Below are 12,598 nucleotides of genomic sequence, written 5' to 3' on the forward strand. Positions count from 1 at the left end.
TTTAGTCGAGCATCATATTGATGTTCAGGTTGTACATAATCCACAGTGAGCCAATGACCACAATGCCAACAATAAGCATGGTGAACAGGAAGGCAACTAAATTCCAACGCTCATCTGATGATGTATTCATATGTAAGAAACAAACCAAATGAACCAGAATTTGCACAACCGCCATGCCTACAACAGTCCAAAGGATTGCTGAAGTTGACGCTGTACCTTCCATCACCATCCAGAAAGGGATCACTGTCAGGATAACTGATAGGATAAAGCCAATCAGGTATGTTTTAACGCTACCGTGGCTTGCTCCAGTGTGAGCATCTTTTGCATGACTCATTTAAATAGCCCCCAGAAGATAAACAACGGTAAATACACAAATCCACACAACGTCTAAGAAGTGCCAGAACAAACTTAGGCAGTTTAAACGTGTTTTGTTGACATCAGTCAGGCCACGGCGAGTGACTTGGATCATCATGATAATAATCCAGATCAGGCCCGCAGTTACGTGTAGACCGTGAGTCGCAACGAGTGCGAAGAAGCCAGATAAGAAACCGCTACGGTCAGGACCAAAGCCTTCTGCAATCAATTCATGGAACTCATAGATTTCCATGATGACGAAGCCAAGACCTAACAGGAACGTTGCAAATAGCCATAAGTTAACAGCAGCTATCTTACCTTTGTGCATCGCTATCATTGCGAAGCCGTAAGTGATACTACTCACTAACAGTAAGAAGGTTTCGCCTAATACGAACTTCAGACTGAAGATATCTTTACCAGCAGGACCGCCAGCAGTTCCATCGGCCAAAACAACATAGGTAGCAAACAAACAAGCAAACAGGATCAAGTCGCTCATAATATAGAGCCAGAAACCGAATACTTTTGTTCCACCTGCATCGTGGTGCCCATGCTCAGCATGGGCGATATTTTGGTTAGTCATTGTATTAGTTGACATCGTTCACACCTGCCTTACGCAATTCTTCAAAGTGCTTATTCTCGATTTCTTCGATTTCAGCCACAGGTACGTAGTAATCAACATCTTCGTCGAAGCTTTTTGCAATCCAAGTTACGATCATTCCACCGAAACCAATGATTGCGAGCCACCAGATGTGCCAGATCATTGCGAAACCTAAAACTAAGCTAAATGCAGCGATAATAACGCCTGCGCCTGTGTTTTTCGGCATATGAATTTCTTCATATGAAGTTGGTTTCTTATGAGCAAGGCCTTTCTCTTTCAGATCCCACCATGCATCGCGGGTTTGAACGTGTGGTTCAATCGCAAAGTTATAGAAAGGTGGTGGAGAAGATGTTGCCCACTCAAGTGTACGTCCACCCCATGGGTCACCGGTTAAATCACGGTTTTCATGACGGTCACGGATACTCACAATGATTTGGATAACTTGGCATGCAATACCGATTGCGATTAACGCAGCACCGCCTGCAGCAACAACTAACATTGTGTGGTAAGTCGGGTCAATATTCTGACTTAAACGACGGGTCATACCCATAAAGCCAAGAATGTACAGTGGCATAAAGGCTAAGAAGAAACCGATGATCCAGAACCAGAAGGCACGAACACCCCATTTCTCATTTAGCGTGAAGCCATACGCTTTCGGGAACCAGTAAGTCATACCCGCGAAGCACCCGAATACAACACCACCAATGATAACGTTATGGAAGTGAGCAATCAGGAATAGACTGTTATGCAGAACGAAGTTTGCACCTGGAACAGCAAGCAGAACACCAGTCATACCACCAACAGAGAAGGTGATGATGAAACCGATAGTCCACAGCATAGGTGATTTAAACTCGATACGGCCTTGGTACATGGTAAACAACCAGTTGAAGATCTTAACCCCTGTAGGGATTGCGATAATCATTGTGGCGATACCGAAGAAGGCGTTAACGTTAGCTCCTGAACCCATCGTAAAGAAGTGGTGCAACCAAACGATGAAGGACATAACGGTAATAACGATTGTCGCCCAAACTAATGAGGTATAACCGAATAAACGTTTTTTCGAGAAGGTTGCTGCAACTTCAGAGAATACACCGAACACTGGCAGAACAAGGATATACACCTCAGGGTGACCCCATGCCCAAATCAGGTTGATGTACATCATCATGTTGCCGCCCATATCATTAGTGAAGAAATGGGTGCCTAAATAACGGTCTAACGTCAGAAGCGTTAATGTAACAGTTAAGATAGGGAAAGCAGCAACAATCAATACGTTAGTACATAACGCAGCCCAGCTGAATACAGGCATTTTCATCATCGACATACCCGGCGTACGCATACGGATAATAGTCGCGATAAAGTTAACCCCTGTTAATAGTGTACCAATACCGGATATCTGGAGACTCCAGAGCCAGTAATCGACCCCGACCCCAGGGTTGTACTCCAAGCCGGATAATGGCGGATAAGCCAACCAACCAGTTTGTGCGAATTCACCTACCCCTAGAGAGATGTTGATTAACACAACACCAACAACAAAGAACCAGAAGCTCAATGAGTTAAGGAATGGGAACGCAACATCACGTGCACCAATTTGCAGAGGCACAACTAAGTTCATCAGACCGACAACGAATGGAGTTGCCATGAAGAAAATCATGATAACGCCGTGTGCGGTGAAGATTTGGTCATAGTGATGAGGATTCAAGAAACCCTCTTGGCCAGCAGAAGCAAGAACTTGCTGCCCACGCATCATGATAGCATCCGCGAAGCCACGGAATAACATAACCATTGCGACAATGATGTACATGACACCAATTTTCTTATGGTCAACAGAGGTTAACCATTCTTTCCACAACCACTTCCATTTACCAAAGTAAGAAATCACACCTACTAAGCCAAGTCCACCTAGGACAATAGCAATCAGGGTGACAACGATAATCGGCTCATGGAGCGGAATTGCATCTAGTGTTAATTTTCCGAACATGCCCTTATTCCTCAGCGCCAGCAGCATGAGCACTATGGCTCATTTGCATTGAATTGCCTGTAGCATCGTTATGGTCAGTCATTGAATGACTTTGATTTTCTACAGGAGCGTGACCTTTATGGTGCTCATGACCAAACTTCAGAACGATATCTTCATAAAGTTTAGGCTTCACGCTAGAGAAGTAGGTAACAGGAACGTTCATGCTTGGCTTAGCGACTTCGTCGAATGCCTGCATGGTATCCATTGTTTTAGGAGAAGCTTTTACCTTTTGTACCCACTCATCAAAACCTTGACGGTCTGGAGTTGCAATAGCATTGAACTTCATATCAGAGAAGCCATGGCCACTGTAACTTGCTGAGAAGCCTTTGTAGGTACCTGGTTCATTAGCGATTAAATGAAGTTTAGTTTGCATACCTGCCATCGCGTAGATTTGGCCACCTAAAGATGGAATGAAGAATGAGTTCATCACCGAATCTGACGTGATTTTGAAGTTAACTGGCACACCTGTAGGGAATGCGATTTCATTAACTGTTGCAATGCCTTGCTCTGGATAAATAAATATCCATTTCCAGTCAGCAGAAATAACTTCAATAGTGACAGGTTCCTGATCACTCACTAATGGCTGATACGGGTCCAGCTCATGTGTCGTCTTCCAAGTGATAGCACCTAGAATAATGATAATGATGATAGGAACGGTCCAGCAGACTAACTCAATTTTATTTGAGTGAGCCCAATTAGGACGGTAGGTTGCTGACGTGTTGGATTCACGGTATTTTCTTGCGAAGATAATCGTCATGAAAATAACAGGAATAACAACAAGTAGCATTAAGCCAATTGCAATAAGAATTAGCTCTTTTTGTTTAACGCCAACGGCGCCTTTTGGATCCATCAACACCATATCGCAACCACCTAGTAGTAAGGCAGCTACAACGAGTGAGATTGCTCCGATGCTTTTTTTGTAGTTCATAAGTCTCATCCACGACCCCAAATGACAAAGATTCTAATTGTCGTTTCATCAGTGCGGGCATTTTACGGTAAGGTTATGCGAGTGTAAATGATTGTAAGGCAAAGAAACTGAATTGTTAGCTCTTTATGTTAATATGATCACATGTAAAGAACTTATAAACAAAAAGTTAAAATTGATACGGATTATAAGTATGTATTGATAAAACTCTATTAATACTAAATTATCTTGGTAATTTTTCAAAGAAAAATATATACAAAAGAAATGAAAAAATAGTGAAACTGATATAAATGATTAGCAATTTGCTAAGGGAAATTACAGTTTTTATTGCCGATAAAGCTATTTTGGTTGCTTTATCGGCTAAATCATAAAGAAAAATTCTTATTTTACTGATAAAAATAAGAAAATAGTTAACTTCTGATGCAATGTTCTATAGTGCGCTAAAAGGTATACTTTAATGTATAAATGATTGCATCTTGATAGAAAGTATCTCCTAATTTATTATCAGCATAGCGGTATTGTACCCCTGCAGAAACATGGTTTGTTGCATTCCACCAAAAAGCGAGGGCGCCATTTATGCCATTACGCTTATCCCCGTTATAGCGTTTATTCCTCGCGAATTCCATTTCATGCCAGTTTGTTATCATGAAATTTTCTTCGAATACGCTGAAATTATAGCCAGCCACCCAACCTGCTACATATCCATTATTACCTGAATAGAATGTCTGGTCGGTGTAATTAAGAGCAATAAAAGGTTTAAACCATAAATCACCGAATGCAGTGTTATAACCAATACCATATAAAGTATTCACATCGTGGAAATTACCACCATACTTGGCTCCAGGTAATGACCAAGTGCCATAAACGTGCCCGTATAGGTTGAAACCAGTATCACCTAAATAAAAGCGGCCTGTTGTTTTAATGGTATAGCGTTTATTTCGTCCTGAATCGGTGTGTTGGCTATGGAATGGGTTTTCGAGATCAAAAAAGCCATATAACTCACCCCAATTAAAATTGGCACCGCCTTCAAGCTCAATATAGGCAAAATCTTTCTTACGTGTCGTGTTTTCTGTTTTGGTTTCAGTACGATGTGACCAATCTAAATAGTTTACATTGACATCAGCAAAGCCATTTTTATAGCCAATAATATTGTCAGAATATGCCGTACCTGCTAGAGAAATTAAGGCGGTCATGTAAATGATTTTTTTCATATATAGATTATTTTCACTTATTGATTAATGGAATTTAGTAGTGCGTTAGTTATTAACACTTTAGCTAACCAATTTGTAACTTGTGATATATTAGACTTGAAAATTGTAATTAAGAAATATTTTACACGAATGAAGTGATCGAAATCACGATATTTAGATGTTATTGCTTTGTTTTGCTATTTAGATCTAATTTATACAAAAGATCAGATTCCCTAAACAAATAAGCTTTGCTTAGGGAATTATGAAAAGAATGAGAAAGAGTATTGGGAGGGTTATTGCTGTACTGTTTTGCGAACGGCGAGGAAATCTAAACTACCACCAATAACTAAGCTGATAGCACCAATGCTAATACCAGTATTAAAAATAAGGTTTTGGTAGTGGGGTAAACTCAGCCAAAATTCAATGTGTGTCGTAAACAGATAAACTTTCATATCACTAAATGAAAATATAAGTAATGAAAGTAGCCAAATAGCAAGGAAGCTAACGGCAGTAATAAGAGCATAAACGGCAATGCGATACCCTTTCGCATACAGCTGACGCCGTTGAAACAACCCTGTTGTTTGTGTGTAGATTAAGGATGTCCGACAAGCTAATAAAAGCAAAACACCAGGGACTGCAACTGCGATCGAAATAAGGTAGAACAGTGGCCAGCCATAATTACTGACAAAAATACTTGCGACTGGGCCAATATAAACACGACCAACGGCGGAAAGAGCAGAAAGAAGTGCAAACTGCGTTGCGGATAGCGACTTATTACATAGTGTCATTAATAGGGCGACAAAAGCGGCGGTTCCCATACCAGAGAAGATATTTTCTAGAAAGATAATCGACCCCATGGTTAAGATATGGGGCGGTGTTATCGCTAAGAACCAATAGCCTATATTAGAGCCGCCTTGTAGAAGCCCAAAAATAAATAGAGCTTTAAATAAGCTCATATTTTTCATGAGATAACCACCAAGTAACGCTCCAACAATAGTTGCAGCCATACCAACAGTTTTATTGACGGTACCCACTTCGCTTAAACTAAAACCAAGAGCATTTAATAGAAAGTTGGTATTAAGCGCCATGACAAAGGCATCACCGAGCTTGTAAAAAACTAACAGTAGTAAGATTAGCCAAGCATTGTTTCGGCTAAAGAATTCAGCGAGTGGTTCGTATATTGCTTTTTTTAGTGATGTTGGTGCAGCGCAGCTTTCTTCGGGTTCTTTCGCGAGTAATGTTGCGATAACGCCGATAATCATCAGCCCTGCCATGACTAAATATAGTTGTTTCCACGTTAAAAACTTATCCGCTAACCAAAGAGCAAGGCCGCCTGAAACTAACATGCTGATCCGGTAACCCATAACTGAGGTTGCAGCACCAATTCCGCGTTCTTCCGCACTCAGTAAATCAGTTTTATAGGCATCAAAAACAATGTCTTGTGAGGCTGAACAAAATGCAACAGTAACCGCTAGCGCAGCAAGGTACCACAAATGCTCTGAGGGGTTCATAAAGCCCATAGCGGCAATGCTGATAATCAACAGAATTTGCGTGGTTAATAGCCATCCTCTTCGACGACCAAGAAAGGGCGGAGTATAGCGGTCCATCATTGGGGACCAAAGAAATTTCAACACATAAGCCTGTCCGACTAATGAAAAGAAACCAATAGTTTTAATATCGACATTTTCAACAGTTAGCCAAGCTTGTAATGTACCTGCAGTTAAAGCTAAAGGTAGACCAGAAACAAAGCCTAAAAGGATTAAAGTGATGTTATTTGGTAGAGTAAAACGAGGCATTATTTCCCTCTAAGCCAGTGTGATATTGCTGCAATACATTGCGCTGCAGAGGTATTGGCTGCGCTATGCTACCCAAGCTCAATCAGTGAGAGCTTAGGTAGCTTAATACTTAATGATAATGATTGCTCAGTTAATAGCGTGAATTTTGTCTGATAAAATCGGTGATTTCTTGGTCTGTTGCCATATCTGCAATTAAATCAGTGAGTGCGCTATTGATAGCTGTTGCAATCTTGTCATTATTGGCTGCTAATAACTCTTGTGTATTAAAATTGCGGGTAAATGAACGTGTTTTTGTCGAACCATTTGGGGCTGTTGCAATAATACTCACACTGGAGTTTACGGTAATATTATGGCGCAAGCTGCCTTCACTGACTTTGGTATCGAGTTTATTCAATTGAACGACTAGATTCACATTTGCCGGTGATGTCACCATAAAGCCACGTGCAGCCATTTGTTTTTCGACGGCTTCTTGCATCAGATAACGAGGATCGCGTGAAGGGTTCAGTACGACTAAACTGCCATTGCGGTTGACTTCCGCTAAGGATTTATTCGTACGATTGTCTACACTGCTAACACTGATTGAAGTTGCATTCAGTGTGGGGTTTTTTGCAGGTAAAGCTATCTTAGGCTCAAGTGATAATGTATTGCTGCTGGTTGCACAGCCCGCAAGAAGAAATAACCCTAAAAGTGGAAAACACAGTTTTCTTAACATAATTTTTTCCAGTTCATCTTTCCTAATTGAAAATGTTTCGTTATGGTGCGGGTAGCCGTCGTTCAATATAAAGCTTAGCGGCTTATTTATCCTGAACTATTAGACAACAATTTTTGAAAAAATTCGCATCAATGTGCCGCTATCATAACATTGGCAAGTTATTATCGGATATTTCTATAATAAGAAGATAGCAATAATCAACACGTACAATAAAAGATAATTGCCTCTGAGCATAATTTTTAATTAAGGAGCATTTTATGGTCGCTAATGCAGCTCAAAGTATGCAATCTCTTGTGAGCCAAAAATTACAAGCTGCTTTCGAACCTACACATTTGGAGGTAATTAATGAAAGCCACCAACACAATGTGTTACCGGGCTCTGAAAGCCATTTCAAAGTTATTTTAGTGAGTGATAAATTTGAAAATAAACGAATGCTTGCCCGCCACCGCGAAATTTATGCTATTTTAGCCAGCGAATTATCGGGAGGGATCCATGCCCTTGCTTTGCATACATATACGCAACAAGAGTGGAATGAGCTTGCTGACACTGCGTTAAAATCACCTGCTTGTCGTGGTGTCGGCGGTGTTAATCGGTAATTTTTCGTTTCAGTTAATACACTGAGACTATGCTGTACTTAATAAGCCATGCTCGATGATGAGCTTGGTGAATGTTTTTTCTTCAAATTAGGCGAAAAAACAAAAAATTTAGTCAGAAAAGTCACAAATAATGAGGAAAAAACGCTTCTTTTCTCAGCTTTTCTCGACTCAGGGCGCATGCATCGGTATAATGCTGCGTCTAATTTTCAGTAAGGTTTCGGGACGCTTCTGATATCAGGGATTGACCGTTACGAAAGTAACGCCCCCGGTTCTGGAAGGGAGACAGCCGTTATGATTTAATGGCATAACTCTGGAGTAGACCGATCACTAAGATTTATTTTGAGGTAAGAAGATGCAAGTTTCTGTTGAAACGACTCAAGGCCTTGGGCGTCGTGTAACAATCACCGTTCCTGCCACTGATATTGAAAAAGCAGTTAATAGCGAATTAGTTAGTGTTGCTAAAAAAGTACGTGTTGATGGTTTCCGTAAAGGGAAAGTACCAATGAACATCGTTAAACAGCGTTACGGCGCGTCTGTTATGCAAGACGTTCTGGGCGATGTAATGCAACGTAACTTCATCAACGCAATTATTGAACAAAAAATCAATCCAGCGGGTGCGCCTAGCTACAAACCTGAGCAACTCGAAGACGGTAAAGATTTTGTTTATTCAGTTGAATTCGAAGTTTACCCAGAAATCGAATTAACAGGTTTAGAAACGATTGAAGTTGAAAAACCAGCTGTATCTGTAAAAGATGAAGATCTGGAAAACATGTTAGAAACTCTGCGTAAGCAACAAGCGCAGTGGAAAGAAGTTGAAGCGGCAGCAGAAGCTGACTCTCGCATCACTATCAACTTTACCGGTTCTATCGATGGTGAAGAATTCGAAGGCGGAAAAGCAGAAGACTTCGCACTCGTTATGGGCGAAGGTCGTATGATCCCAGGCTTCGAAGAAGGTGTTGTTGGTCATAAAGCGGGTGAAGAATTCGATATCGAAGTTAACTTCCCAGAAGACTACCATGCTGAAAACCTGAAAGGTAAAGCGGCGAAATTTGCTATTGTTCTGAAGAAAGTAGAACAACGTGAACTGCCTGAATTCACTGAAGAATTCATCAAGCGTTTTGGTATCGCTGATGGTTCTTTAGATGGTCTGCGTGCAGAAGTACGTAAAAACATGGAGCGTGAGCTGAAAAATGCCGTGCGTAACCGTGTTAAAGCACAAGTTCTTGATGGCTTAATCAAAGCTAACGACATCGAAGTTCCAGCAGCAGTTGTTGATGGTGAAATTGATGTTCTGCGTCGTCAAGCGGCACAGCGTTTTGGTGGCGACGAAAAACAAGCGATGGAATTACCTCGTGAACTGTTTGAAGAACAAGCAAAACGTCGCGTAGTGATCGGTCTGCTGTTAGGCGAAGTGATCAACAAAAACGAACTGAAAGCTGACGAAGATCGCGTTAAAGCGCTGATCGAGGAAATGGCTTCTGCGTATGAAGATCCAGCTGAAGTTATCGAATACTACAGCAAAAATGAAGAGCTGATGAATAGCGTTCGTAACTTAGCTTTAGAAGAACAAGCTGTTGAAACTGTATTGGCTGTTGCTAAAGTGACAGAAAAAGAAACTAACTTCACTGAACTGATGAACCAAGTTCAAGCAGGTTAATTCTTTCTTGCTGTACAAAATAATGAAACCCGTGGTGTAATACTACGGGTTTTTTGTCAATTAAAGCCTTTAAATTATCACTTTAGCGAATTTAATTAGGATACCCTTGAAAAACACATTTAAACCCTAATTATATTATCTATACTTCAAGTAGTCTAAGTGGGGCTTTAATTGCAATTTGAACTATTTTGAATAGCTTAATATTGTAGAAATAGTGATATTAACCAATCGAGTTATTTCGTCATTTTTGAAAATCAAGTATGGTTTTCTAATGGTATAATTCCGTGTAACCCAATAGACTTGTGTTAAACTCTTTTACAGAGCGTCTTGTTTACTGCAGCATACTTAGCTGCATTTTCTTCTTATTTCGCCAGTTGCTTGGTTAAATATTAGCTAAACTAGAAAATAAGAGAATTGAAAGAGCCTGCAGACACAGGAATTTTTTAAAACCGTTGTTTGTGGCATGATCTCTGCTCAAAATAGCAGGCAGACAGCAAATTAGGCGCAAGCACCGGAACGTTTTTAATAGGAGATTTCGATGTCACATTTTGGCAGTCAGGAACAATTAGCATCTCAAATGGCCCTTGTGCCTATGGTCATAGAGCAAACTTCTCGTGGTGAGCGCTCGTATGATATTTACTCACGTCTATTAAAAGAACGTATTATCTTCCTGACTGGTCAAGTGGAAGACCATATGGCGAATTTAATCGTCGCTCAGATGTTATTCCTTGAAGCAGAAAACCCTGAAAAAGATATTCATTTGTATATTAATTCACCGGGTGGCGTTATTACCGCAGGAATGTCAATTTACGATACGATGCAGTTTATCAAGCCTGATGTAAGTACTATTTGTATGGGACAAGCTTGTTCCATGGGGGCTTTTTTATTGACGGCGGGTACCAAAGGTAAACGTTTCTGCTTACCAAATTCACGCGTGATGATCCACCAACCATTAGGGGGTTATCAAGGTCAAGCGTCAGATATCGAAATTCATGCTCAAGAAATTCTTAAAGTGAAATCTCGAATGAACGAGCTAATGGCTCTACATACTGGTAAATCCATTGAAGAAATTACTCGAGACACAGAGCGTGACCGCTTCTTATCTGCAAATGAAGCAAAAGAGTATGGTTTAGTCGACCAAATTTATAGTAGCCGTTAATGGGTTAACTTTTGGTATAATTAGTTCATACCATAAACTATTTTAAAGAAAATCGTTGTTTTGTTTTTTAATTGAATGAAAACAAAACAATATGGATAAAAGTGAGGTCAACTGATGACAGATAAACGCAAAGAGGGGACAGGAAAACTGCTTTACTGCTCTTTCTGCGGAAAAAGTCAGCATGAAGTTCGTAAGCTGATTGCCGGTCCGTCAGTCTATATTTGTGATGAATGCGTAGATTTATGTCTCGATATCATCCGTGAAGAAATAAAAGAACTTACGCCGCATCGCGAGCGTAGTGAGCTGCCTACGCCACATGAAATCCGACAGCATCTTGACGACTATGTCATCGGCCAAGAAAAAGCGAAGAAAGTCTTAGCGGTTGCGGTATATAACCATTACAAGCGCTTGCGTAATGGTGATAAAACCAGTGATGGCGTTGAATTAGGCAAAAGTAATATTTTGCTAATTGGCCCAACCGGTAGTGGTAAAACGCTTTTAGCTGAAACTTTAGCGCGTTATTTGGATGTACCATTTACAATGGCTGATGCAACGACATTAACTGAAGCTGGTTATGTCGGTGAAGACGTTGAAAATATTATTCAAAAATTACTACAAAAGTGCGATTACGATGTTGAAAAAGCTCAACGTGGTATCGTATATATTGATGAAATTGATAAAATTTCACGTAAGTCAGATAACCCATCAATTACCCGTGACGTTTCTGGTGAAGGTGTGCAACAAGCCCTTCTGAAACTAATCGAGGGAACGGTTGCAGCAGTACCGCCACAAGGGGGACGTAAACACCCTCAGCAAGAGTTCTTGCAGGTTGATACTTCAAAGATCCTCTTTATATGTGGTGGGGCATTTGCAGGGCTCGACAAAGTAATTGGCCAGCGTTTAAATACCCGTTCAGGTATCGGTTTTGCTGCCGAAGTGAAAGGTGAATCAGATAAAGCAACGGAAGGTGAGTTATTAACTCAGGCAGAGCCAGAAGATTTAATTAAATTTGGTTTAATTCCTGAATTTATTGGCCGTTTACCTGTTGTTGCAACATTAACTGAATTAAGTGAAGAAGCATTAATTCAGATTCTGCAAGAGCCTAAAAACGCTTTAACTAAACAATATCAAGCCTTATTTAGCCTTGAAAATACTGAACTCGAATTCCGTGAAGAAGCACTAAAAGCAATAGCTAAGAAAGCTATGGCACGTAAAACCGGAGCTCGTGGTTTACGCTCTATTGTTGAAGCTGCATTGTTAAATACGATGTATGACCTTCCTTCAATGAGTGATGTTGAAAAAGTTGTCGTTGATGAAAACGTCATTAACGAACAATCAGAACCGCTATTGATATATAGCAAACCTGATGCTCAAGCTTCTGGCGATAACTAATCCCATATAAAACGTTCAATAGTTAATCAAACGAAATGAGGGGTTTCCCTCATTTTGTTTTTTATGTTCAACTAGCCATTGAATGCTAAAATCTTGTCCCCATATAGTTTATATTCTGAGGTGTGGTTTCCTTGTTCTAGAAAGTAATTTTAAAACAAGAGATAGAAACCCTTAAACTAGCGTGAGCTAAACGAAGAGAGAG

11 protein-coding genes are annotated in these 12,598 nt (G+C 40.4%); 4 read left to right on the forward strand and 7 right to left on the reverse strand.

Annotated elements, in window-relative coordinates:
• Window position 1 precedes the first annotated feature (1 nt).
• The 7 genes from PSE83_RS09715 to PSE83_RS09745 all read right to left on the reverse strand — a co-directional run bounded on the left by PSE83_RS09715 (window position 2) and on the right by PSE83_RS09745 (window position 7,592).
• Complete coding sequence (locus PSE83_RS09715) at window positions 2–334, reverse strand: cytochrome o ubiquinol oxidase subunit IV (RefSeq protein WP_004905459.1); 333 nt, start codon at window positions 332–334, stop codon at window positions 2–4.
• Window positions 335–949, reverse strand: a complete 615-nt coding sequence (locus tag PSE83_RS09720) for a cytochrome o ubiquinol oxidase subunit III (protein ID WP_004905456.1) — start codon at window positions 947–949, stop codon at window positions 335–337.
• Window positions 939–2,930, reverse strand: coding sequence for a cytochrome o ubiquinol oxidase subunit I (gene cyoB / locus PSE83_RS09725; RefSeq protein ID WP_036958554.1), 1,992 nt, complete (start codon window positions 2,928–2,930; stop codon window positions 939–941). Before cyoB ends, PSE83_RS09720 begins: the two co-directional genes overlap by 11 nt.
• A 4-nt stretch (window positions 2,931–2,934) precedes the next feature.
• Entirely contained in the window at window positions 2,935–3,906 is a 972-nt protein-coding gene (gene cyoA / locus PSE83_RS09730; protein WP_004905454.1) for a cytochrome o ubiquinol oxidase subunit II, read from the reverse strand.
• A gap of 428 nt (window positions 3,907–4,334) precedes the next feature.
• Window positions 4,335–5,105, reverse strand: a complete 771-nt coding sequence (locus tag PSE83_RS09735) for a nucleoside-specific channel-forming Tsx family protein (RefSeq protein WP_094962140.1) — start codon at window positions 5,103–5,105, stop codon at window positions 4,335–4,337.
• A gap of 272 nt (window positions 5,106–5,377) precedes the next feature.
• On the reverse strand, window positions 5,378–6,880 hold the full coding sequence (gene ampG, locus PSE83_RS09740; RefSeq protein ID WP_004905450.1) for a muropeptide MFS transporter AmpG: 1,503 nt from the start codon (window positions 6,878–6,880) through the stop codon (window positions 5,378–5,380).
• A gap of 130 nt (window positions 6,881–7,010) precedes the next feature.
• Window positions 7,011–7,592, reverse strand: a complete 582-nt coding sequence (locus tag PSE83_RS09745) for a YajG family lipoprotein (protein WP_036958553.1) — start codon at window positions 7,590–7,592, stop codon at window positions 7,011–7,013.
• 257 nt (window positions 7,593–7,849) lie between these two features.
• Between PSE83_RS09745 and bolA the strand changes: the two genes are divergently transcribed.
• The 4 genes from bolA (at window position 7,850) to clpX (ending at window position 12,396) form a co-directional block, all read left to right on the forward strand.
• The gene (gene bolA, locus PSE83_RS09750; RefSeq protein ID WP_004905448.1) at window positions 7,850–8,188 is read left to right on the forward strand and encodes a transcriptional regulator BolA; all 339 of its coding nucleotides are present in this window, start codon (window positions 7,850–7,852) and stop codon (window positions 8,186–8,188) included.
• A 352-nt stretch (window positions 8,189–8,540) separates the two neighbouring features.
• On the forward strand, window positions 8,541–9,845 hold the full coding sequence (gene tig / locus PSE83_RS09755; RefSeq protein WP_004905445.1) for a trigger factor: 1,305 nt from the start codon (window positions 8,541–8,543) through the stop codon (window positions 9,843–9,845).
• A gap of 538 nt (window positions 9,846–10,383) precedes the next feature.
• Window positions 10,384–11,004: an ATP-dependent Clp endopeptidase proteolytic subunit ClpP gene (clpP, locus tag PSE83_RS09760; RefSeq protein WP_004905443.1), complete on the forward strand. Its 621-nt coding sequence runs from the start codon at window positions 10,384–10,386 to the stop codon at window positions 11,002–11,004.
• 114 nt (window positions 11,005–11,118) lie between these two features.
• Window positions 11,119–12,396: an ATP-dependent protease ATP-binding subunit ClpX gene (gene clpX / locus PSE83_RS09765; protein ID WP_094962144.1), complete on the forward strand. Its 1,278-nt coding sequence runs from the start codon at window positions 11,119–11,121 to the stop codon at window positions 12,394–12,396.
• Window positions 12,397–12,598: the final 202 nt, after the last annotated feature.

The organism is Providencia sp. PROV150 (assembly GCF_028481025.1).
Lineage (GTDB): Bacteria > Pseudomonadota > Gammaproteobacteria > Enterobacterales > Enterobacteriaceae > Providencia > Providencia hangzhouensis.

Bases quoted from the DNA above. Each gene is read 5' to 3' on its own strand.
- ampG (WP_004905450.1), bottom strand. From the start codon at position 6,880: ATGCCTCGTTTTACTCTACCAAATAACATCACTTTAATCCTTTTAGGC.
- clpP (WP_004905443.1), top strand. From the start codon at position 10,384: ATGTCACATTTTGGCAGTCAGGAACAATTAGCATCTCAAATGGCCCTT.
- cyoB (WP_036958554.1), bottom strand. From the start codon at position 2,930: ATGTTCGGAAAATTAACACTAGATGCAATTCCGCTCCATGAGCCGATT.
- bolA (WP_004905448.1), top strand. From the start codon at position 7,850: ATGGTCGCTAATGCAGCTCAAAGTATGCAATCTCTTGTGAGCCAAAAA.
- PSE83_RS09735 (WP_094962140.1), bottom strand. From the start codon at position 5,105: ATGAAAAAAATCATTTACATGACCGCCTTAATTTCTCTAGCAGGTACG.
- PSE83_RS09720 (WP_004905456.1), bottom strand. From the start codon at position 949: ATGTCAACTAATACAATGACTAACCAAAATATCGCCCATGCTGAGCAT.
- tig (WP_004905445.1), top strand. From the start codon at position 8,541: ATGCAAGTTTCTGTTGAAACGACTCAAGGCCTTGGGCGTCGTGTAACA.
- cyoA (WP_004905454.1), bottom strand. From the start codon at position 3,906: ATGAGACTTATGAACTACAAAAAAAGCATCGGAGCAATCTCACTCGTT.
- PSE83_RS09745 (WP_036958553.1), bottom strand. From the start codon at position 7,592: ATGTTAAGAAAACTGTGTTTTCCACTTTTAGGGTTATTTCTTCTTGCG.
- clpX (WP_094962144.1), top strand. From the start codon at position 11,119: ATGACAGATAAACGCAAAGAGGGGACAGGAAAACTGCTTTACTGCTCT.
- PSE83_RS09715 (WP_004905459.1), bottom strand. From the start codon at position 334: ATGAGTCATGCAAAAGATGCTCACACTGGAGCAAGCCACGGTAGCGTT.